This is a genomic window from Paenibacillus sp. JCM 18996, assembly GCF_055392555.1.
The window spans coordinates 1,677,649-1,700,351 of record NZ_AP043884.1; the positions used below are offsets into that span (position 1 = coordinate 1,677,649).

At 49.1% G+C, this 22,703-nt stretch carries 18 protein-coding genes; 4 read left to right on the forward strand and 14 right to left on the reverse strand.

The window, feature by feature from the left end; translation table 11 throughout:
• Positions 1 to 46 precede the first annotated feature (46 nt).
• The 11 genes from ACZ5N7_RS08390 to ACZ5N7_RS08440 all read right to left on the reverse strand — a co-directional run bounded on the left by ACZ5N7_RS08390 (position 47) and on the right by ACZ5N7_RS08440 (position 13,446).
• Positions 47 to 1,321, reverse strand: coding sequence for a DUF4129 domain-containing protein (locus tag ACZ5N7_RS08390; RefSeq protein ID WP_464658676.1), 1,275 nt, complete (start codon positions 1,319 to 1,321; stop codon positions 47 to 49).
• Entirely contained in the window at positions 1,318 to 2,430 is a 1,113-nt protein-coding gene (locus ACZ5N7_RS08395) for a DUF58 domain-containing protein (RefSeq protein ID WP_464658677.1), read from the reverse strand. The genes ACZ5N7_RS08390 and ACZ5N7_RS08395 overlap by 4 nt, the downstream gene beginning before the upstream one ends.
• Positions 2,431 to 2,440: 10 nt before the next feature.
• Complete coding sequence (locus tag ACZ5N7_RS08400; protein ID WP_464658679.1) at positions 2,441 to 3,403, reverse strand: AAA family ATPase; 963 nt, start codon at positions 3,401 to 3,403, stop codon at positions 2,441 to 2,443.
• Positions 3,404 to 3,497: 94 nt separating this feature from the next.
• Positions 3,498 to 5,369 carry an ABC transporter ATP-binding protein gene (locus ACZ5N7_RS08405; protein WP_464658681.1) on the reverse strand — a complete coding sequence of 624 codons (1,872 nt, stop codon included), beginning with the start codon at positions 5,367 to 5,369 and terminating at the stop codon, positions 3,498 to 3,500.
• On the reverse strand, positions 5,353 to 7,098 hold the full coding sequence (locus ACZ5N7_RS08410) for an ABC transporter ATP-binding protein (protein ID WP_464658683.1): 1,746 nt from the start codon (positions 7,096 to 7,098) through the stop codon (positions 5,353 to 5,355). Before ACZ5N7_RS08410 ends, ACZ5N7_RS08405 begins: the two co-directional genes overlap by 17 nt.
• Before the next feature lie 327 nt (positions 7,099 to 7,425).
• On the reverse strand, positions 7,426 to 8,064 hold the full coding sequence (locus ACZ5N7_RS08415; RefSeq protein WP_464658685.1) for a TetR/AcrR family transcriptional regulator: 639 nt from the start codon (positions 8,062 to 8,064) through the stop codon (positions 7,426 to 7,428).
• Positions 8,065 to 8,274: 210 nt separating this feature from the next.
• Positions 8,275 to 9,039 (reverse strand): carbohydrate ABC transporter permease, encoded by a 765-nt coding sequence (locus tag ACZ5N7_RS08420; RefSeq protein ID WP_464659197.1) that lies wholly within the window; start codon positions 9,037 to 9,039, stop codon positions 8,275 to 8,277.
• 78 nt (positions 9,040 to 9,117) lie between these two features.
• Positions 9,118 to 10,071, reverse strand: a complete 954-nt coding sequence (locus tag ACZ5N7_RS08425) for a carbohydrate ABC transporter permease (RefSeq protein ID WP_464658687.1) — start codon at positions 10,069 to 10,071, stop codon at positions 9,118 to 9,120.
• A gap of 135 nt (positions 10,072 to 10,206) precedes the next feature.
• Entirely contained in the window at positions 10,207 to 11,535 is a 1,329-nt protein-coding gene (locus tag ACZ5N7_RS08430; protein ID WP_464658689.1) for an ABC transporter substrate-binding protein, read from the reverse strand.
• A gap of 341 nt (positions 11,536 to 11,876) precedes the next feature.
• The gene (locus tag ACZ5N7_RS08435; RefSeq protein WP_464658691.1) at positions 11,877 to 12,179 is read right to left on the reverse strand and encodes an MFS transporter; all 303 of its coding nucleotides are present in this window, start codon (positions 12,177 to 12,179) and stop codon (positions 11,877 to 11,879) included.
• A gap of 85 nt (positions 12,180 to 12,264) precedes the next feature.
• The gene (locus tag ACZ5N7_RS08440; RefSeq protein WP_464658693.1) at positions 12,265 to 13,446 is read right to left on the reverse strand and encodes a MalY/PatB family protein; all 1,182 of its coding nucleotides are present in this window, start codon (positions 13,444 to 13,446) and stop codon (positions 12,265 to 12,267) included.
• 672 nt (positions 13,447 to 14,118) lie between these two features.
• On the opposite strand from ACZ5N7_RS08440, the gene ACZ5N7_RS08445 reads away from it, so the two are divergent.
• The gene (locus ACZ5N7_RS08445) at positions 14,119 to 14,469 is read left to right on the forward strand and encodes a YojF family protein (protein WP_464658694.1); all 351 of its coding nucleotides are present in this window, start codon (positions 14,119 to 14,121) and stop codon (positions 14,467 to 14,469) included.
• A 26-nt stretch (positions 14,470 to 14,495) separates the two neighbouring features.
• The gene (bshB2, locus tag ACZ5N7_RS08450) at positions 14,496 to 15,188 is read left to right on the forward strand and encodes a bacillithiol biosynthesis deacetylase BshB2 (RefSeq protein WP_464658696.1); all 693 of its coding nucleotides are present in this window, start codon (positions 14,496 to 14,498) and stop codon (positions 15,186 to 15,188) included.
• An 83-nt stretch (positions 15,189 to 15,271) separates the two neighbouring features.
• On the opposite strand, the gene ACZ5N7_RS08455 is transcribed toward bshB2, so the two are convergent.
• Positions 15,272 to 17,995: an EAL domain-containing protein gene (locus ACZ5N7_RS08455; RefSeq protein WP_464658697.1), complete on the reverse strand. Its 2,724-nt coding sequence runs from the start codon at positions 17,993 to 17,995 to the stop codon at positions 15,272 to 15,274.
• A gap of 533 nt (positions 17,996 to 18,528) precedes the next feature.
• On the opposite strand from ACZ5N7_RS08455, the gene ACZ5N7_RS08460 reads away from it, so the two are divergent.
• Complete coding sequence (locus ACZ5N7_RS08460) at positions 18,529 to 19,665, forward strand: FtsW/RodA/SpoVE family cell cycle protein (RefSeq protein WP_464658699.1); 1,137 nt, start codon at positions 18,529 to 18,531, stop codon at positions 19,663 to 19,665.
• Here the strand turns inward: ACZ5N7_RS08460 and ftsW are convergent.
• The gene (gene ftsW, locus ACZ5N7_RS08465; protein WP_464658700.1) at positions 19,655 to 20,788 is read right to left on the reverse strand and encodes a putative lipid II flippase FtsW; all 1,134 of its coding nucleotides are present in this window, start codon (positions 20,786 to 20,788) and stop codon (positions 19,655 to 19,657) included. The genes ACZ5N7_RS08460 and ftsW overlap by 11 nt on opposite strands.
• Before the next feature lie 113 nt (positions 20,789 to 20,901).
• Between ftsW and pssA the strand changes: the two genes are divergently transcribed.
• Positions 20,902 to 21,390 carry a CDP-diacylglycerol--serine O-phosphatidyltransferase gene (gene pssA, locus ACZ5N7_RS08470; RefSeq protein ID WP_464659199.1) on the forward strand — a complete coding sequence of 163 codons (489 nt, stop codon included), beginning with the start codon at positions 20,902 to 20,904 and terminating at the stop codon, positions 21,388 to 21,390.
• A 48-nt stretch (positions 21,391 to 21,438) separates the two neighbouring features.
• Here the strand turns inward: pssA and ACZ5N7_RS08475 are convergent, their stop codons facing one another.
• Positions 21,439 to 22,692, reverse strand: a complete 1,254-nt coding sequence (locus ACZ5N7_RS08475) for an Nramp family divalent metal transporter (RefSeq protein WP_464658702.1) — start codon at positions 22,690 to 22,692, stop codon at positions 21,439 to 21,441.
• Positions 22,693 to 22,703 lie beyond the last annotated feature (11 nt).

Consider the following 22,703-nt stretch of genomic DNA (forward strand, 5'->3'; position numbering starts at 1 on the left):
ACTGTTCGGTCGTATAACTTTATTATAAACAAAGACGAGTTCCCATTCACTTTTCTCCAATATGTCTCACCGACTCCACCTCGCGGTCGCTGATTTCTTTATCTCCATACCGCACCCGCTCGTACAGTGAAACCAGAGGGCCAAGTCCTTGTCCGTCCTCCTTATTCCAGCGCCGGATATCTTCATCCGTTTCCTTCGGCGTAAAATACGGCTTGAGTCCATACCCTTTTCTTACAGTCTGCCGCAGCACGCTTTGGTATAAATAACGGATCCGCTCCTTATTGCCGTTCAGCTGCTCCCAGCGCTTTACAGTCCGGCGGCGGCTTTTCGGCCTACCCGGCCACCGCATCCGGCCCCAATCCGCGATACTTTCCACCTCGTCCCGGTAACCGTTTCCGCTGCGCTCCTTATAACCCGATTGGAACACCCGAATAAGCCACACAAAATAGCGCCTGAGCATGGAGAAGATCACTTTGCCTGCTAAATAAAGCAGCACTAACCCGATAATGACCGCCATGGCCGCTGCGGCTCTCTCCAACCAAATTAGCCAAGCTGCAGGCGGCGCAGAATGCCCTGAGCCGAACAGGTTGTTCTGCGCTACAGAATCCGGCGCATCTTTTTGCGGCAGCGGATGTTCGGCGAATAGCCTGAGCAGCAGGGCGAACACCAATTTTTTCAATTGATCGAAAAGCTCCGCAAGCTGCCGATACAAAGATACCGCAACAATGACGCAGAACAGAAGCAGCACCCAAACACGGTTCTGCCAGAGAACGACGGGAGTCAACGCAGCGCCTTTACCTCCGGACAGGGTTTCTGCCTTCATATTCAGCTGGTTGCACACAAGAAGAGTGACGACAAGCGCCGCCAAACCGCCCCAAGTGAGAAGCGGGTAAAACGGAAAATCCGCGATAAACCGAAAAATAACGGATGACACGAAGTAAGTGATCAACCCGACAATATAAAGAACCGCCGGAAACGCATCCGACCAGGCCGCCGACACCAGCAAAGCTCCCCTGTAAACCGCCAAACAGCAGAGCGGCAGCATCAGGAAGAAAGCATAGGAGGCGCCGGACAAGGAATAGCTGCAGATTGCCCCCGCCAGAAGGGACAGCGAAGAAACCTGGTATACCCGCTGCAAGGGCAGTAAGCTTCTCGCCGCAAAACCCGTCAGGTAGCACAACGGCAGCGCCGCTATCCACACCCAGACGGAAGAAGGAACAGGCAAAAAATAGCCCGCCGCGAGAAGCACCGGCAGAAAGAGCAGAAGCTCGATTCCCCCTTTTAAGAGAACAATAAGAAATTCCATCCATTTCTTTTTCATGTTCCGGCACCTGCCTTCCTTTTCTCCGAGGTCTCATCCTTCAGCACAATAATCTCCACCGTATTACCGTCATAACGAAGCTGCTCGATTGGGGCCTGCATTTTGCTGCTGACAAACGTTGTAATGATAAGAATGTCCTGCCGGGTACGTGCGCGCAAAGCCTCTTCCTCCAGGAAAGTGTCAAAAGGAATACTTCTGGCCACCACCATTCGTGCCATGGTTTCGAGCAGGGCATTCATCTGGTCCGATCCGCGTGCGGGCTCGATCCTGATCGCCTTCTTCGTGGCATCGATCAGATGCGCGTTGCTGCCAAAACCGACCTCCATCCCGCTATCGACAGACTGCTGAGCGACGGCTGCCGCATAAGAGATGCCTTTCTCGATCAAGTCCTCATTTTCAACCTTGTCCCACATATTCTCGTGGTCTTCCACATTCAAATAAATCATGAAGCGGTTTTCCGCCGTGTAATCGTGATTGTGAACCTGCAGGCTGCCGATTCTCGCTGTCGCTTTCCAATTGATGCCTTTCATCGGATCGCCGAAGCGGTACGGCCTGACACCGGAAATCAGGAAAGGATCGTCGACAATCCAGCGCCTCACTGTCATATCCCCGTGCCAGCTGCTCGCAGGCAGATTCAATTCTCCGGCATTCGCAATGGACGGATAAACCAGAAGCTCGGCATCCAAGTCAACCTGCAGCGTGGTTTTGTGCAAACCCATCACGTCCCCTGTGGTCAAGGAAGCCGTGTGAAGCCGGTAGCACCCTCTGCGAAGGCAGACAACCCTGTGCCGCCTTGTAATCTGAGTGTACGGCAGCAGGCTGAAAAAGCTTTTGTGGTTCTGGAACCAATGCCCATCGTTGATATCGAGGTTTTGCTGGCGTTCAAACTTCAGGCTGGCATGCAGCAGCGATTCGAGGCGCAGCCATGGCACCGGCAGCAGCTTGCGGTTCGCGATTTGCTCCACCATCTCGATTTCGTCTCCCTGAAAACACGCATTCGTGCTGAAGTATCTTCGATAGCTCAGCCTTCTGGTTCCAAACTTGCGAGAAACAAACCCCTGAATAATAAGAATGATGGCCGTTATAAAAAGAAACCAATGGATTCCCATACCACACGTCCTATCTCGAAAACAACTGTTCTTCCGCGGGCACCGGCACTTCCTGCAGGATGCCGTCGATAACCGCCTCTGCCGAGCCGCTTCTCGCTCTTAATGCGTTCTTCAAAAGAATGCGGTGCGCAAGCACAGTCTTGGCATTCGCTTTTATGTCGTCGGGCGTAACGAAATCGCGTCCCTGCAGGATGGCATGCACCTGTGCCGCCTTCAAAAGCGCCTGCCCGCCGCGCGGGCTTACCCCTATCGAAACTTCGCTGTGCTCTCGCGTTTTGTCTACAAGCCTGATCAAATATCTCAGCACATCGTCATCGGCTGTGACCTGGGAATAGCTCTCTTGAGCGGCAACAATATCTTCAGCGGCCACCACCCCTGTAATCGTTTCCAATGGATTGCCGGACTTGAATCTTTTGAGGATTGCAAGGCTCTCGTCCGGGCTCGAATACCCCATCCGTACTTTAAAAAGAAACCGGTCCAGCTGCGCCTCAGGCAGAGGAAAGGTACCCTGGTTCTCAATGGGATTCTGCGTAGCGATAACGATAAAGGGCCGGTTAAGCGCTCGCGTTTCCCCGTCGATAGTGATCTGGCGTTCTTCCATACATTCAAGGAGGCTGGACTGCGTGCGCGGTGTGGCCCGGTTGATCTCGTCGGCAAGCAGAAGATTGGTAAAAAGCGGCCCTGGGCGGAATTCAAACTCAGACTGCTTTTGGTTATAAAAATTGATTCCGCTGAGATCCGAAGGAAGCAGGTCCGGCGTAAATTGAATGCGTTTGAAGGAACCGTTGATGGACTTCGCTGCCGCCTTGGCGAGCAATGTTTTCCCTGTGCCGGGCACGTCCTCAAGCAGGATATGGCCTGAGGCGATGATAGCAATAATAAGCTTGTCGATCACTTCTTCTTTACCGACGATGACCTGGCCCACATTCCGTCTGATGGCTTCGGCAATTTCCCTGATTTGCGCAATGTGCACGGAAAAACCCCCTCTTGGCTTTTGTTTGTCCATCATATCAGATATCCAATCTCAACCAACACCGCTCAGAACCAAGTATTCACGTAAACGACTATTATTGGGCTTGTTCCAGATTTTTAAACTGGTTGAAGAACATATCGTGATACTCGCCCTTCTTACGAATTAATTCATCATGGCTGCCTTTTTCCACGATTTCTCCGTGGTCGATAACCATGATCGTGTCTGCTTCGCGTATTGTATTCAGCCTGTGGGCGATGACAAAGCTGGTCCTCCCTTGCATAATTTTCAACAAAGCATCCTGGATATGCAGCTCCGTCCGCGTGTCAATGCTGCTTGTCGCCTCATCCAGAATGAGTATAGAAGGCTTGGCCAGGATGACCCTCGCGATCGCCAAAAGCTGCCTTTGTCCCTGGCTTAGATTCCCTCCATTTTCCGTCAGTACGGTTTCATAGCGTTCGGGTAGGCGTTCGATAAACGAGTCGGCGTTGGCTGCGGCGGCTGCCGCCTTCACTTCCAGATCTGTCGCTTGCGGGTGGCCGTATTTGATGTTTTCCTTTATTGTGCCCGAGAATAAGTAAGTGTCCTGGAGGACGATTCCGAAGCATCGCCTCAAGCTGTCCCTCGTATACTCCCTGATGTTCCTGCCGTCTATGTAAATGGCACCGCCCGTGACGTCATAGAAACGGGTTACCAGATTGACGATCGTCGTCTTTCCGGCTCCCGTGGGTCCTACCAGTGCGGAACTGGTCCCTTCCGATGAGGCAAAACTGACGTTTTTCAATACAGGCACTTCCGGCCGGTAGCCGAAGCTGACATTTTCAAAAACGACATGGCCTTTGGGATTGTCCAAAACGACGGTTCCCGGCGGATCCGCGGGCTCCTCTTGTTCATCCAGTACCTCAAACGCCCTTTCCGCGCCTGCCACCCCGGATTGCAATACGTTATATATATTGGCGAGCTCATTCAAAGGCCTGACAAACTGTCTCGAATAGCTCAAAAAGCTGGCGATAACCCCAACCGTTATATTTCCTTGCACTGCAAGCATCCCCCCGACTATGGCGACAGCGGCAAAACCGATATTATTGATGACGCTCAGCAGCGGCATTAGAAAGCCCGACCAGATCTGCGCCTTTAATCCGACTTCGAACAGCTTCGTGTTCACCGACTCGAACTCTTCGACCGCTTTTTCCTCGTGGTTGAAGGCTTTGACCATTTCGATGCCGGAGATCGTTTCCTCGATATGGCCGCCGAGCTTCCCAAGCTGCGCCTGCTGCTCCTTGAACAACACACCCGTCCTGCGGGTTATGGTTCGTGCGAGCAAATACACTAAAGGCACCGTAATCAGGCTCGCCAGTGTAAGCGTAGGGCTAAGCCAGAGCATCATGGCCAGGGAGCCCGTCACAGCAATGCATCCGGACATCAGCTGCGCCATGGATTGGGAGATTGAGTTGCTTACGTTATCGATGTCGTTAGACAGCCGGCTCATTATTTCCCCGTGCGGACGGGCGTCGAAAAAAGACAAGGGCAGCTTTTGAAGCTTATCAAACAAAGTGCGCCTGAGATTCATTACGATTCTTTGGGACAACCCTGCCATTAACCAGCTCTGCAAAAAGGTGAGCAAGCCGTCCATCAAATAGGATGCGATAAGAGCGGCAAGGGCGATTTCAAGCAGCCTGAAATTGACGGCTCCGCCCGTCAACGCGTCAATCGAAACACCGATGAGATAGGGGCCGGCCAAAGTAAGGGCAGAATCGAGCAAAATAAATAAAAAGACCGTCAAGCACAGTTTTCTTTCCCTGTCCAGGTAAAGCCACAGCCTTCCAAGGGTCCCTTTGAAATTCTTCGGTTTCGCGGCAGCACCTTGAGCGCCGCGGCCGCCCAAGCCTGCCGGCCTGCCCGGTGCGTGCAGAAGAGGGGCGTCCGGCTCACTTCGACTGGCATTCTTCGGGCTATTCGGCTTTGACATCTGCACGCATCTCCTTCCCCGACTGGGATTGGAATATTTCCCGGTAAACCTCGCAGCTTCGCAAAAGCTGCTCGTGAGTGCCGATGCCTGCGATTTCCCCTTGCTCCAGAACCACGATTTTATCCGCGTCCATCACAGAAGTGATCCGTTGGGTGATAAGCAGGCAGGTCAGGCCTGCGGCGTATTTTTTCAAGGATTCTCTGATTCGGGCCTCCGTAGCAACATCAACCGCACTCGTACAGTCATCCAGTATCAGGATTTCCGGCTTTCTGATCAAAGCCCTTGCAATCGAAACACGCTGCTTTTGCCCTCCGGACAAGTTGACCCCGCGCTGTCCCAACCTCGCCTGGTAGCCCTCCGGAAAAGATGTAACAAATTCATGGGCTTCGGCGATCTTCGCTGCGCTCTCAACCTCTTCCAGCGTCGCGTCTGCTTTTCCCCATTTGATGTTTTCCATGACAGTGCCCGTAAAAAGGACGGTTTTCTGCGGAACGACCGCGATCTTCTCTCTCAGCTTTTTCGGATCGATCTTCTTTATATCCACTCCGCCGACCTTGACTGTACCGCTGACGGTATCGTAGAACCTTGGAATCAAGCCGACCAGCGAGCTTTTCCCCGAACCGGTGGACCCGATAATCCCAACCGTTTCTCCCGGCATGCAGGTGAAGGTTATATTTTTAATGACAGGCGCTCCTGACGGACCCTCATATGAGAACGAAACATTGTCGAAATCCACCCTTCCTTTTGCATCGGGGTTTGGTGAAGCCCCGTCCTTCCATTGCATGCTGTTGACCTGGGAGAAGACTTCTCCCATCCGGCTGGCTGAAGCCCGGGCCCTCACAAACATATTGAACACCATGGAAATCATCATTAAGGCAAAAAGAATTTGCGTCATGTAGTTGATAAACGCGATGATGTGCCCCACCTGCATTTGCCCGCGTTGCACCCCCAAGGCGCCCAGCCAAATGACAGCGATTATTCCGAAGTTCACCGTAAGCATAATGGCGGGATTAAAGATGGAGGTGAGCCGCATAACGCGTACGGATTTGTCCTGGTATTCAGCGTTAGCCGCATTGAATTTATCCGTTTCGTAATCAAAACGGTTAAAGGCTTTGACAACCCTGATCCCGGACAAATACTCCCTGATGACTCCGTTTACTTTGTCAAGCGCCTTTTGGACCCGCATAAATCGCGGCAAGCCGACTTTCATATTCCAGGCGACCAGCAGGGCGATAACGGGCACGACTACAGCCAAGACTATGAACAGATGCGGGTTCAGCCGCGCGGCCATGATCAGGCTTCCGATGCACAAAAGCGGCGCTTTCACAAAAATGCGCATAAGCCCGTTCACAAAGTTCTGCACCTGTGTGACATCGTTGGTCAGCCTGGTCACCAGAGAAGCCCTTTCAAAATGATCGATGTTTTCAAACGAAAGGGATTGAATTTTCTTGAACATGTCGGATCTCAGTTCCGTACCAAAGCGCTGCGATACATGGCTGGCCACGATGTTGCGGGAAGAAGCGGACACCGCGCCCAAGGCCGTGATAAGCAGCATAAGCCCTCCCATGCGCAGAATGTAGTCCAGCTGTCTGTTCGCTACGCCCACATCGATGATTCTGGACATAATGGTCGGCTGCAGCAGATCGCACACGGCTTCCAACGTAACGCATGAAACCGCAAGACAGAACAGCTTCCAGTATTTCCGGATATATTTTGTCATGAATTGCAACCGGCTTTCCCCCCTCGTCAAGTTAGCGATTCTGCATTATAGTGACTTCATTTAAAAGCATCATATCTTTCTTATTCGATTTGCTGCTCTCATAATCCTTGCTGAATATTTCGGAGTTTTATAATAGATGGACGGATTGGACTTCATATGTAGTTTATTGTTGGAAATTCACTCCTTTCATTAATACTTGAGAAATATAGCTCAAATAATGACATGATTTCCCGGTGTTATTACATGGAGATTTTGGTTACCACAATGTAATGCGGGATGTCAAACCATCCCAGCACAACAGTAAAAAGAATCATGAACACTATAAAACTCATTGCCCTACTCCCTCCTGTGAACTGCAAACTTATCCGTTAATCCGGCTGTCAGTACCTCCAGACCCAGATCAAAAGTCGAATCCAGTCTCCCCATCAACCCGTCCGCGTCTTCCTCAGAACTGATATAAGTGCCGATCATCCCGTGCAGGAGAAAAACATAAACACGTGAAGAAGCCAGCAGCGCATCGTCATCCATACCCTGCCGCAAACACTCTTTCAGTGCCTTACCCAGCATGGCGAACAGCTGGTTTCTTAGCTTCTGAATTTCTGATGCGGGATGCTCTTCATCCACCCTGGACGCTTTTGCATGAAAGAAAATATTGAACATAGTCCGGTTGACGAGACAAAAATAGATGAATTTTTTGCCCACTGATTTCAGCCGGTCCGCGGGAGATAACTCTTTGTTTAATAATTCCGCTTCCATTTGCAGCTTTAACGCTTCAAGCGGCCCCTTAGAAAGCTCATGCAGGAGCGCTTCTTTATCTTTAAAGTAAATATAAATGGTCGTATGAGAACATCCGGCTTCCTTGGCGATCTCCCGCATGGTTACCCCTTCATATCCATTCTTTGCAAATAATTGCCCCGCTGCTGCTAAAATGGTCCTTTTGGTATCTTGTGACCGGCTTTCCAGTCTTCTTGGCATAATTTTATCTACTCCTTTCAAAAAAACTGAATCGCTTTCGGCTAATCTCGGCAAATGTGAAAAATAACCAATGGTTACCTGTAATGTCAATAATAATATTTCAGTTGGCTTTTCATTTCGCTTTAATCCTTTAACGCACTTAAACATTCTTTAACGTTAAGAAAAACACCCGTTTACCGGGCGCTTTTCAAACAACACGAAATCAAACGACTAGCCTTTCACGGCTCCCGACGTCAACCCAGAGATAATTCTTCTCTGGAATATAAGCACCATCACGATAAGCGGTATCGTTACGATAACCGAGGCAGCCGAAATATCTCCCCATGGCAGGTCGTGTTCTCCCTGAAACATCGCGATTCCAACGGGCACCGTTCTCATAATGTCTTTGGACATAAAAGAAAGTGCAAACAAAAATTCGTTCCACGCTCCTATAAAGACAAGAATAGCGGTCGTAAATATACCGGGAGTGGCGAGCGGAACGATGACCCTCCAGAATGCGCCGAGACGGGAGGTACCGTCGATCCTTGCAGACTCCTCCAGTTCGGATGGGATCTCTCGAAAGAAGCTTGCCAGAATCCAGATGGTCAGCGGTAAACCGTGTGTCGTGTAGGGAAGGATCAAGCCTTGAAACGTATTTAATAATTTGAAGTCCCTGAGCAAAATATAAAGCGGGCTAAGAATGGCTATCGCCGGAAACATGGATACTGTCAGGACCACCATCAGTATCACATTTTTCCCTTTAAAATGAAGCCGCGCAACGGCATACGCACACAGCGATCCAAACACGACGCTGTATAATGTGCTGGCTGACGCGACAATCAGACTATTCTCCAAATAAATGGTAAACGGGTGCTTCGTAAAGGTGGATATATAGCTGCCGAAATAAACGGGGGAAGGAAACCAGTCAGGAGGCATTTTGTACAGCTGCTCCGGCGGTTTAAACGATGTAATGATCTGCCAGAAAAAAGGAAACATGATAAAGAGCACGAATAGCCAGACGGCGGCATGGAACAGTACGGTTTTCAAGCGATCAATGAGCAACGGGAATCCCTCCTACGCCCTCTTATCTGTATTGACTCCGAGGAATCTAATGTAAAAGAAGCTGATGAACATAACGCAAAGAAAAGTAATTACGGCTAAAGCGGACCCTTTACCGAAATCCAGATAACGCATAAGGGTCGTCTGCGCATACATCGACAGCGTTTCCGTCGAATTGGCCGGCCCCCCGCCGGTCATCACGAATACGACGTCGAACACGCGGAACGCATCGAGCGTCCTGAACAGCAGCGCCACCATAACGGCGGGCTTTACTAATGGCATCGTGATTCTGACAAGCTGCTGGAAACGCGTCGCGCCGTCAACCTTGGCAGCTTCATAAATATCGGCCGGGATTACCTGCAGGCCCGCCAGGATCAATAAAGCCATAAAGGGTGTAGTTTTCCATACATCCGTGATAATAATAGCCCACAAAGCGGTCCCCTTGCTCCCGAGCCAAGCGATATAATGGTCGAGAATGCCCGCTTTCACCAAGAGATCGTTCACAATCCCCAGCTGGTCGTTAAACATGAATTTCCACATCATGGCGGACACTACAGTCGGGATGGCCCACGGCACAAGCACGGCCGCTCTGACAATCCCCCTGCCCGTGAAGCTGCGGTTAATCAAAATCGCTATCGCAAATCCAAAAACCAATTCAAGCAGAACCGAGAAAAAGGTGAAATAAAGCGTATTCCAAAGAGAAGCCCAAAATCTTTCATCGGAACCGATAACTGCGTAATGTTTCACACCGACAAACGGATTTCCCAAATAAGGCATATTAAGCTTTAATTCGTGCAAACTGAGCCAGACGGTGTTTAAAATCGGATATAACGCAAACAAACCGATCGTCAGCAGAGCCGGCGCCACCAACAGGTAAGCCAGAAGCGATTCCTGTCTTTGGCTGTTGAAGTACCGCTTCTTGCTTGCGTTGACGGACGGCCCCCCCAAATTTACAGGCTGATTCTTCACGTGCAAAACCTCCCTGCTTACATTACGCCTTCATCGCCAGGTCTATAGTGAAAAGTTCGAGGCGAATCCGGCACTGATATCTCGAGCGAAGAAAGGAAGCAGCCCCTGCGAAGGGCCTGCCCCATTTTATGAGTGCTACTTTTTGTATTTGGCCAGCAGGTCGGTGATGTCTTTTTGCATATTTTTCAAGGATTGATCCACAGGTTGAGCACCCGTTATCGCTTTGTGCACCTGAATCTGCATAACGTCCGAAATCTGCGGGTAAATCGGTGAAACCGGACGCGGCTTAGCGTTGATAAACACATCGTAAAGAGACTCAAAGTGCGGATTGGCTTTCAGTACATCGGCGTTTTTGAACAAATCCTTGCGCACCGGAATTCTGCCGCCGTTGACAGCCTGGAATATTTGGGCCTCGTCGGAAGTCAAGAATTTTACAAATTTTACCGCAGCGTCTTTCTTTTCCTTCGAAATGTTAACGTTGATACCGAGATTCCAGCCGCCAAGCGTCGCGGACGGACTTTTGCCTGACGGACCCATCGGCATCGGAACGATTCCGACCTTGCCCTTAATCTTGGAGCCTTCCCCCTGTGAGGCTGCCCAAGCGTATGGCCAGTTTCTTAAAAATACGGATTTTCCTTCCGTGAAAACAGCGAGTGAATCCGCCTCCAAATATGTGGTGATTCCTTTAGGTACGAGATCGGATTGTGTCATGCCGGCGAACAGCTTTAAGGCTTCTTGGTTGTTAGGGGAATCGATGACCACTGTTTTGTCCGGTCCGAGAACATCTCCACCGTTGCCCCAGATATATTCCAGTACGTTGCACACAAGCCCTTCGTACTGATTAGCCTGATAAACCATGCCGAATTCGGTCCCGCCCTTGCCTTTCAAGGTTTTGGCAAGGTTATTCAGCTCGTCTAATGTTTTGGGGGGCTTAACTCCGGCCTCATCCAGAATATCCTTTCTGTAATAAAGCAGCCCCGCATCGGTATAGTAAGGGATGCCGTATAATTTGCCGTTATAGGTGTTGCCTTGTACCGGACCAGGGAGAAATTTGTCCAGCTCCTCTTTCGTAAAGTAATCGTTCAGCGGTTCCAGCCATTGGGAAGCGCCGAATTCCGGTGGCCAGATAATGTCGATATTCATGACATCGATACTGGTATCTTTGGAAGACAGCTTGGTTACATAATCGTTGTGCTGGGCGTCGGATTTTGAAGGCTGTTCCATGACATTGATTTTGGTGCCGGGGTTCTTCTCTTCAAACATTTTGGCCAGCTTTGGACTGACCCCCGTAGCGTCCTTACCAAAAGACCAGTTCAGCGTAATTTCTTTTTGCTGTGCCGATTTTCCCGGGTCATTGGTTTTGGCGGGTGCCGCTGTGTCTTCACTCCGGCTGCAAGCAGCCAATGATGTTAACGCCATAGATGCGGTGAGCATAATAGAAAACGTTTTCACATAACTATTCATGTTTGACCTCCCATTTCTATAAAAATAATACATCATAACCATTAATAGCGCTTACAATCTGGTTACTAGATTAATATAAACCTTTCCAAACAAAATTAAAACAAGTAAATTTTCGAAATTACCCGATCCTTTTGCGGTCCCGACAAAGAAAGCAGCGGACTGGCTAAGCCCCAACCGAAAAACCCCGCTCCCTGCTGTACGGCCCCCTGCAACGCGGTTGCATTGAACAAAATCTTGTTGGGCACGAAATGAGGCAAAAGCGAGTTGGAGCACGTTATCTGCATATTGAAAGAGATCCCTAACAAAAAAACGCTTAGGATAATGACCCAAGGTCTTGCATATCAGAAGCTTAGAAGCAGCGCCAAACATCCGATGTTGCAGGCGCCGAGCAAGAAAGAGAGCGTCAATAAGCGCCTCCTCACATAGCGATCGACCAAGACGCCGTCCAAGGGGCCGAACAATACGCCCGGGATCATGGAAGCAAATACAGTCGTCCCCACAAGAGCAGTAGATTGAGAAAGCGAATAGACCAGCCAACTGGCTGCAACGGTAAATGCATATTGTCCGCTGTTCGCCATAGCCGTGCCGAACCATAAAAAACGAAAGTTTCTGTAACCGGGTGAAGAGAATGTTTTGGGCAGCATCACCCGACCGCTCCTCTTTTATGAATCGTTACCGGCTCCACGCCAATCGTCCAACAGCCTCCATTGCGCTCAGCGAGCCAGCCCGTCACAATGATTGATAGCCCCTTACAGCGTCCGCCAATTGGTTTAACGCCTTTTCCAGCAGCGGCCGAGGGCACGCAAAGTTAACGCGTTGAAAGCCCTCCCCGCCCGGTCCGAACATGTGGCCTGCGTTCAGGGATAAGCCTGCTTGCTCAATCATAAACCTGTCCAGCTCCTCCTTTCCTAAACCCAAGTCTCTGCAATCCAACCATACCAGGTATGTGCCTTCCGGGGGAATGACTTTTATCTGCGGGATATGCGTGGAGATGAACTCAATCAAATAATCCAGGTTTCCCTGCAGGTAACGAATCAATTGATCCAGCCATTCATCCCCGTGCCGGTATGCGGCTTCCGCCGCCACAGTCCCAAACACATCGGCGCCCCCGATAAAAGAATTCGACAGCTCCTGATCATACCGCTTTTTAAGGTCAAGGTTCGGAATGATCACAAACGACGTGTGCAGGCCGGCCAGGTTAAAGGTTTTGCTGGGGGCTATGCAGGTTATACTCAGGTTTGCAAATTCCTCGGACACTGACGCCAAAGGGGTGTGAGCAAACTCTTTAAACACCAGGTCGTTATGGATTTCATCAGACACAATGAGAATATTGTATTTTACGCAAATTTCACCAAGCCTCCGAAGCTCATCGGGAGACCATACGCGGCCGACAGGGTTATGAGGGCTGCATAATAGCAGCATCTTGGTGCGTTCCGTAATGACAGATTCCAGATTCTCAAAATCCATTTCATATCGTATGCCGTCAAAACGTAAAGGATTTAGTGCCAACCCGCGGTGCTGCTTCTCAATAACGTCATAAAAAGGGTGGTAGACAGGCGGTTGAATGATGATTTCATCTCCAGGGCTCGTGAAAGCGCGAACAATGACACTTAATGCCGTCACGACGCCGGGACTATGCGAAATCCATTTCCTGTCGATAAGCCACCCATGCCGGCGGCCCAGCCATTCGACAACCGCATCCAGGCACGAGTCGGGTCGCATTGCATAGCCGAACACGCCGTGGGTTGCGCGCTTGACAAGCGCCTCCACGACGGGCTGGGGAGACATAAAGTCCATATCGGCCACCCACAGCGGTATCGTATCCTTGCGGCCGACCCGCGCTTCATTGGCGTCCCATTTGGCAGCGCCTGTGCCGGTGCGCTCAATCCATTCGTCAAAATTATAATCCATCACAAAAACCTCCTTCTCGGTTCTTTTCCCCGTATTCTCTAGGTGTTTATTCAATTATAACCGGTTTTGCGTGTTTCAACTTAAGAATCCGGGCCGGATTTCCACCGAAAAAAACAAATGCATTCGCCGGGAAAACTCCTAAAGAGCTCACGGGCTAAATTAGCAGGAGCTTTTCCTGTTCGTCTTGCCTGGTGCTCTGCGCTGAAGAGGGTGCCATGCGATGCTGCGTCGATAGCTGCAGAGTAATCAAGTAACACATATGATGCATAGCAGTTCAACTTATATCTGCGTGGCTTCATCAGATCGTTCGTGACACCGAGCAAAAATTGTCTCATCAAAAACACACCGAACGCACTGATCATTCTAGAATACATAATCCCGCAATATGTGTCCACCCGAAGTACACATTCAGCCGAAATTCGACTGAATACCGCACAATTGACAAATATATTTTCCCGTTTTAACATGGTCAATGAAGTAAGAAACCGGAAAGATATTTTATTAAATTATTAACGGGGCAATTTACCTTGGCGAGGCGGCTGCCGCCTTACAGCTTTCATTCATTGGTCGAGCAACGATGTGCCGGGGAGCTGTTGGAGTGGAAGAAGAATATTAACGGATGACACAGGTTCCAAAGTGAAAAACACTAAATCAGAGGGAGTTGAAAGTGGGATGCAGGTCATTGATAAACATTTAGTTCAAGAGAAGCTGGATGAATTTCTGGACCGGAAAGTTTACCTTCATCTGGAAACAACCAACGGGTCGTACGCCTCCCTGCAGGGGGAGCGTGCAGTTTCTACATGCGCCTTCATCCGCAACGGCACAATAAATTACCAGCGCGGTCAAATCACAGGCAGCGGTCCCTATTGCGTCGGATTGAAAATGCAGCTCGGCTGGGTTTACGCCGAAGGATTGACCGATTATGAAGTTATGAACGGAGAGCAGCTGCTGCTTGCCGGACACGATGATGACGGCCAGCTGAGAATCGCCCTCCATCTAAGCACTGAGCCGTTTGAAATATAACCGCCAGACAGAAAGGAGCAAGGCATATGACTAAACCTATATTGGCTGTATATCCGCATCCGGACGACGAGACTTTCGGCAAAGCAGGTACATTTGCCATGCATGCCAATGCGGGCGTGCCCATTACACTGATCTGTGCCACGTCGGGCCAGATGGGGCGCCGAATGGGCAAACCATTTTTTGCCAACCGGGAATCTTTACCGCTAATCCGCGAGCAGGAACTGCGTGACGCTTGTCAAGTCATCGGCATACAGGACTTGCGTCTGTGGCGGCTGCGCGACAAGACTCTTCAGTTCGAAGATCCGGAAGAACTCGCTGACAGGATATTTGAAGTGATTATGGAAATCCGTCCGTTCCGCATTTACACTTATTATCCGGAACATGGCGTGCATCCCGACCATGATGCTCTTTCGGCAGCTGCCATCCGTGCGGTCCGGCGTCTGCCGGAAGCTGAAAGACCGGAGATTCACGGTACAGCATTCTCCAAAAATTGCCCCGAAGTGTTAGGCCCGCCGGACATCGTAATAGACGTATCGAGTGTGATCGACCGCAAAATGGCCGCCATACGAGCTCACCGCTCACAGTCGGAAGTTTTTATGAAGAAACTGGAACTCGACATTGCCGAAAATCCCGACCGTAAAGAAGAGATTTTGGCTATGCAAATGACTGAGAGATTTTGGACTTACCGCTGGCCAAAGGCCGAGCTAACCGCTGAATAATCTTTATTTCCTCGTCGATAGTTATACAAATAAAAAAGCAGACCCTGCACGGCATTCGGATCTGTTTTTTTTTCAAGCAAGTCCTAATCCATTTCAGCTACCCTCATCTCATGTCTCAGCTCACAGGGGAGTATGACTTCAACTGTCGTGCCCCTGCTTTCCTCGCTGAAGAACTGGATGCTACCGCCGTGTTCTCTCACAATTTTGTGGCAAATGGTTAACCCCAGCCCGGTTCCCTTTTCTTTGTTGCTGTAGAACGGTTCGCCTAACCGTTTCAATCTTTCTTCGCTGATTCCGCATCCGTGGTCGATGACACTGATCTTGATTTTCTGTTTATCCAACAGTTTCGTTTGTACCAGCACTTTGCCATCCTGGGGCATGGATTCCAGCGCATTTTTTACAAGATACACGAACATTTGCTTCAAATGATTTTTATCCCCGATTATCTGCATGAGCCTATTGTCGTATTCAGTAATGATTCGTACATTATTAAGAACAGCTTGTCCCTCCAAAATCAGCAATACCTCTTCCAAAAGCTTTTCCAGATCCGCAGGCTCGTGTTCAGATGTTTGCGGTTTGGCGAGCATAAGAAATTGATTGATTATGGATTCAAGAGATTTAAATTCCGAAAAAATGATTTCAAAATATTCGGCTTTAACCTTCTCGCGCCTTAATAGTTGTACAAATCCTTTAATCGCTGTCAGCGGATTACGGATTTCGTGGGCCACGCCCGCAGCCAATTCACCTACCGCGGCCAATATTTGGGATTTGCGCAAAAGCTCGTCGGCTTCTTTCCTCTCGGAAATATCGCGGGAAACAACGATAATGCTGTCCAACTCGCCGTCTTCCCTCAATACCGGGGTGCCTTTGGCTTCAACATAGGTCCTTTTCCCGTTTTGCAGTTTTAATGAGAATTCAGCTTGCTGGGGGGACTTTGTCATCAGCATTTTCGAGAAAGCTTGTTCAATGCCGGGTTTATCGGCAGGAAGCACCAAATCGAAAATCGATTTCCTTTCAATATGCACGGGCAGGATTCCTAAAACCTTTTCATGGGAAGGCGAGGCATACCTTATTTCCCCGTTCACTTCCAGCATCAAAATCAAATCCGACATGTTATCCGCAATGAGCCGGTATTTCTCGTTGGTTTTTTTAATCGCCGACTCCACTGTCTTTCTCTCGGATATATCACGCAGTACGCCGGCAGCTGCCACGGTAACCCCTTTTGAATCGCGGACAGGCGACACGGTCATGTTTACGTCGATCACTGCGCCGTCCTTACGGGTTCTCACCGTTTCATAGTTGGTAATGACATCGCCTTTTAATAAAAGTTCAATCAGAAAACAAAACTCATTTTCGAACCCCTCGGGTATATAAGGTATAGTTTGGCCTATTAACTCGTCCGAACTCCAGCCGAACATTTTTTCGAAAGCCTGATTCACCCTGAGCACCTTCTTCTGCAAATCAACGATCCATATGGCGTCAGAATTGTTGTCGATGAAGGACTCGAGTTGATCCTTGGTCGCCTTAAGCTCCTCCTCCGTGCGCTTACGTCCTGTGATGTCCACACAAGAAGCGATCAGCTCGACCACGCTGCCTCCGCGCCTGATCGGCCGCAGGGAGGCCATATACCAAATCCCGTTCAATTCGCTTTCGTAGGTGATTTCCTCTCCTGTCCAAGCCCTGCTGTAATAGTAAGTCTTGCGGACGGCCTGATCTTCAGGCAAAAAATCGAAAAGCTCTTTTCCAATAATTTGCTGCGGAGAGAACCCCAAACGATAAAGCAGCTCACCGTCACACAGCGTATGAATAAATCGCCCGTCCTGCTTTTTAATCTTGAAGGTCATTCCCTGCTGCCGACGGACCGTATCTTCCAGATCCTGCCGGGCAGCGCGAAGCTGTTCCTCGATCCAGACCTGCTCGGTGACAGCGTTGTCCATCCCATACTCCTGCAACTTGTTGGGCAATTCAAAGAAGAGCTGCTCCAGTTCCCCCGCTGAAAGCGGTTTGCTAAACAAATAACCCTGTGCCTCATTACACAAATGCTGCTGCAGAAATACAAGCTGTTCCCTCGTTTCCACGCCTTCCGCGACCACATTCAGATTCAGATTATGCGCCATGGAAATAATGGTTTTGACAATCGTGGCGTCACTGGCGTCGAACGGGCATTCCTGTATAAAGGATTGATCGATTTTCAAGCTGTCGATGGGGAAAAGTTTAAGGTAAGACAGCGAACTGTAACCCTTTCCAAAATCGTCCATGCTAATATGAACGCCGAGCGATTTCAGTTTCTGTAAAGTGCTAATCGTGCGATCCACGTTCATCGCCATCGTCTCGGTAATTTCGAGATCAAGATATTCTGCAGCAAGACCGGTTTCATGCAGTGTGTTGATGATCACATCGATAATATCATTCTTCTCGAACTGGCGGGGAGAGAGGTTTACGGACATAACCATCGGCTCGTAGCCCTGGTCCTGCCAAGCTTTATTTTGTGCGCAGGCAGTCTTGAGCACCCACTCTCCAACAGGATAGATCAGTCCGGTTTGTTCGGCCAAACGGATAATTTCATCAGGGGCAACCATGCCCCGCTCCGGATGCTTCCAACGGATAAGCGCCTCAATCCCGACTACTTTTCCATTACGGATATTGACTTGCGGCTGATAAAAAACCGTCAGTTCGCGGCGCTCCAAAGCCCCGCGCAATTCCTTCTCCATTGAGGACAAGCCATTTTTATCCATTTCCGTGCTGTAAAAGCTGTAATAACCTTCATGATTGTTTTGGCATACGCCGGGACCAGGTTCTTCATTCATAGCTTATGCACCTCCTGCTGCTGCCAGCGTAATGATCCTGCATCAGGTTCTATCGAGTAGGAGACAATACGCAATATCACATATAATTGGTTTCACAGAATTTTAACAAAAATTTTCATTTGACAGAAAAAAATCCGCACTGTGCACGGATCAGACGATAACTTTATTTTATCATAAGTTCACTGTTTTTTATATACGCCGGAATATTCAGATAGCGTGGGTCTCCAGTCCTCTTATCGTGCTGGAAAGAAGCAACAACCCTGCAGAGAGTGTTGAAGTCGAAGGTCCTACCGAAGTAGAACTGGAAGACTTTAACAAAATCTTCATCGCTACCTACCACATTGTATCGTTTGGTCCGGAAATCTTGCCGGATTGACTAGGTTAAAGCTTCCAGACACTCTACTAAAACAAAAAAACTGCCTGTCGCATCCATTGCGGCAGGCAGTTTTTCCCGAGGCCAAAATTTTAATCGACATTTAATCAATCTGTTATATAATCTTCATTGAAGCTAATCGACAAACAGGAGACTCTTCATGCTTAGAAAATTAAAACAATTGGATATCGGAATTCTACTTATTTTGGGATGCTTTTTGGTCATCAGTACGGCTGTCATCTACAGCGCCACACACAACACCAAGTACCAGGGGCTGCACATCAATAATTTAGTCACTTTTACAGTTCTGATGCTGCCCATGCTGGCAATTGCTTTAATGGACTATCGCTTCCTGGTGCGAAAGCTGTCTCCCTACCTTTACGGCGCGGGGATTCTCATGCTGGTCTTCGTTATGTTTAAAGGAATGAACATCAACGGCTCTCGAAGGTGGATCAACCTCGCGGTGATGCAGTTTCAACCCTCGGAGCTGATGAAGGTTTTTATCGTTTTACTGCTCGCTAAATGGTTGGAGAAACGAAATGGGGAAGAGCTTCGGTTTTGGGGAGATCTTGTTCCTTTGGGAGCCATCCTTGCCGTACCTTTCATTATGATCTTTATGCAGCCGGATCTGGGAACTTCGATTGTGTTTGTATGTATTTTCCTGGGTATGCTTTGGCTCGGTAATATCAAAATGTCCCACGTACTGATCGGCAGCATATCCCTTTCAGCAATAATAGCTTTCGTGACTGGCTTGTACTTTTATGACTTTGCACTTTTCTCGAAAATCGTGAAACCCCACCAGCTGCACCGCGTGCAGACGTTCCTGGATCCTTCCAGCGACCCGGCGCACAGTTGGCACGTTGTAAATTCCATCAGCGCAATAAGCACAGGAGGAATGAAAGGCGCGGGATTTGTACAGGGTCCCCTTGTCCAGGCCGGGTTTATTCCCTACGATTATGCGGATTCTATCTTTGTCGTGATCGGAGAAGAGTTCGGTTTCGTGGGATCCGCGGTTTTAATCCTGCTTTATTTTCTGCTGATCTATCGGATTATACGGATTGCTATCTCTTGCGAGGATCTATCTGGGAGCTACATTGTCGTGGGGATCATCTCTATGTTTACTGTGCAGATTTTTGAGAATATCGCCATGCATACCGGATTAATGCCTCTAACAGGCATTGCTCTGCCTTTTGTCAGCTACGGGGGAAGTTCTTTATTGACGAATATCATTTCGATCGGACTGGTGCTTAGCGTACAGCTGCATCATAAAGCCGAGCATGAATTACTTACTTTGTAATTTCATGCTCGGCCATTTTTTGTTTGCTTTGTTTATAATCACGAGAAATATTTAATAGAATTCCCATACCGGACAAGCAAAAGAGTAAAGAAGAACCGCCATAGCTAATAAATGGAAGAGGTACTCCCGTGATCGGAATGCTTCCCGTTACTCCACCCAAGTTAATGAGAGCCTGTACGGCAATCATGGAAATGATACCGATCCCCACCAACGTGCCGAATTCGCTGGAGCAGCGAAGGGATACAATAATTCCTCTCCAAATGAGCAGCAAGTAAATGAGCAGAAAAAGCACGCTCCCGATGAGCCCCAATTCTTCGCCGATAACGGAAAAAATGAAATCGGTATGGGCTTCCGGCAAATAAAACGCCTTTTGAATGCCTCTTCCGAATCCTGCACCTCCTACCCCTCCATGTGCAAAAGCGTAAATCGACTGCACCAATTGATAAGAAGAGCCCTGCGTATCTTTCCACGGGTTCAAATAGGAGGTGAACCGCTCCATCCGGTAGCTTTTTGCAGATACGATAATGACCGCGAGAGGGGAAAAGACCAGAACGATTCCGAGAAGATGCTTTACATTGGCCCCGCCGACAGTAATTAAAATTGCCGAACTTAGTACAATGACAATCACCGAACCGATATCCGGCTGCATCATAATTAACCCGCAAACGAGGCCGATGATGATAATGACCGGCAGCAGCCCCTTTTTAAAAAGATAAAAATTGTCGCCTTTTTTAGTAATGAGAGCGGCCAAATAAATAACTAAAGCCAGCTTTGCAAATTCAGTAGGCTGGATTCCGAAAGAACCGATCCCAAACCAGCTTCTATGTCCGTTCACCTTAGTTCCCACCAGAATAACCAGGACAAGCAGAAAAGAAACAATCGCAAAGAGCGCCAAATACCATTTCCTTAATTTCAAATAATGCAGATTCATAAAAAAGAACATGGCTGTCATGCCCAGGCACGCCCACATTAATTGTTTTGTCTCGAAATGCCAGGCATCCTTGAATTTAATGATCGATGTCATCGAGCTTGCGCTGAATACGACACACAGGCCTATACAAACCAATAGAATGGTTAAAAATAAAAGAATAAAATCTGGCGGATTCCTTTTCACTTGATCCATCTCTGTTCCTCCGGGTATAGCAAGATTGACAAATGGAAAAAATAGTTAAACGTCACGCCTGCTTTAAATTTTCTATAAACCTGTCGACGAGAGGATATGATTCTTTGCAGCGAATGGTCCGCATGTTTCCCAACCTTTTCACCTTATTGAATTTAGGCTGCGGGATCCTCGCGCTGGTGTTCATCGTCCATAATCTGCCGATCATCGCCCCTGTTTTGGTACTATGCTCGGCCCTGTTTGATTTATTTGACGGAAAAATAGCCCGCACCCTGAAAGTCACCAGCGAATTTGGCGTCGAGCTTGATTCTTTGGCGGATGTCGTCAGCTTTGGAGTTGTTCCGGCACTCGCGCTGTTTGAAACGGTCCCCCATCAAATCGCTTCCACAGCCGCTTTAATGGTATTTCCGATGGCGGGCGCATTGAGATTGGCGCGATTCAACACCCATCCGACCAAAGGATATTTTGAAGGTTTGCCGATCACGGCGGGAGGATTGATATTAAGTGTGCTGCTCTGGTTTCCCGCAGTTTACGGTTTCGCTGCCTACGCCGCGCTGATCCTGGCATTTTTGATGATCAGCAAAATACGCATCAAGAAGCTGTAGCCATCCAATGCGGGCGCCATAATTATGCGATATTAATGGCCCGGGCGGTTAAAACAGGGAAAGAACGAACAGCAGTAGCGATAAAACCACCAGAATGACGATGGTCACCCAACCGATCGCGTTGTTCCATGTTTTGTTGGTAAATTCGCCCATCACTTCTTTATTGTTGACCAGGAGCATCATGCAAATAAGAACCACCGGAAGCAGGATGCCGTTGAATCTCTGGGACCAAAGCGTGATGGAAATGAGCGGAGCGTTCGGTATCAAGATGATCCCTGCGGACAGGATAAGAATGATCGTATAAAGCGTGTAAAATTGGGGCGCTTCCCTCCACTTTTTCTCGATACCGGCTTCAAATCCGAACGCTTCGCATACATAAAAGGCTGTAGCAACCGGCAGGATCGTTGCCGAGAAAATGGAAGCGATAAACAGGCCGAATGCGAAAACCTGTGAAGCCATGGCGCCGGCAAAAGGTTTCAAGGCTTGCGCCGCATCCTTGGCATCCGTGATCGGCGTGCCGTGTCCATTGGCATAAAGCGTCGAACCGCATGCAACCATAATGAAAAAAGCAACCACAATCGTAGCCACACAGCCAACCGTTACGTCGAGCAGGGTGTATTTGTAATCCTCCACTTTAAGACCTTTCTCGATGACTGCGGACTGCATGTAAAACTGCATCCATGGTGCGATCGTCGTGCCGATGATGCCGATGACAGTGGAAATGTAATCCAGATTAAACTTCATTTCCGGGTGGCTCACGGCGTGACCGATCTCGGACCAATCGGGTTTGCCCATTAACGCGGATACGATATAGGAAAGCAGGGCCACGCTGAAAATCAAAAAGATTTTCTCGGCAAACCGGTACGTCCCTTTGACGACCAACAGCCACACTGCCGCCGCGGCAAGCGGGACAGAGATATATTTGGTAACGCCGAATACTTCCATGCTGCCCGCGACACCGGCAAATTCTGTCATCGTATTGGTGATATCGGCAAACAGCAGGCCCACAAAAATGAAAAAGGTGACCTTTACGCCGGCATTTTCACGGATGAGGTCCGCCAAACCCTTTCCGGTGACGATACCCATCCTGGCGTTCATCTCCTGCACGATTAAAAGCACGATAAATGCGGGGATCAGTGTCCACAAAAGCTTATATCCGTAACTCGCTCCCGCTACGGAATAGGTTGTAATGCCCCCGGCGTCGTTATCCACGCTGCCAGTAATGATTCCCGGACCGAGCAGTGCTAAAAATACCAGCAACCGGCTCCACCAATTCGATTTCTTAACCCCGCTCATTCCCATGGCCATTTCCT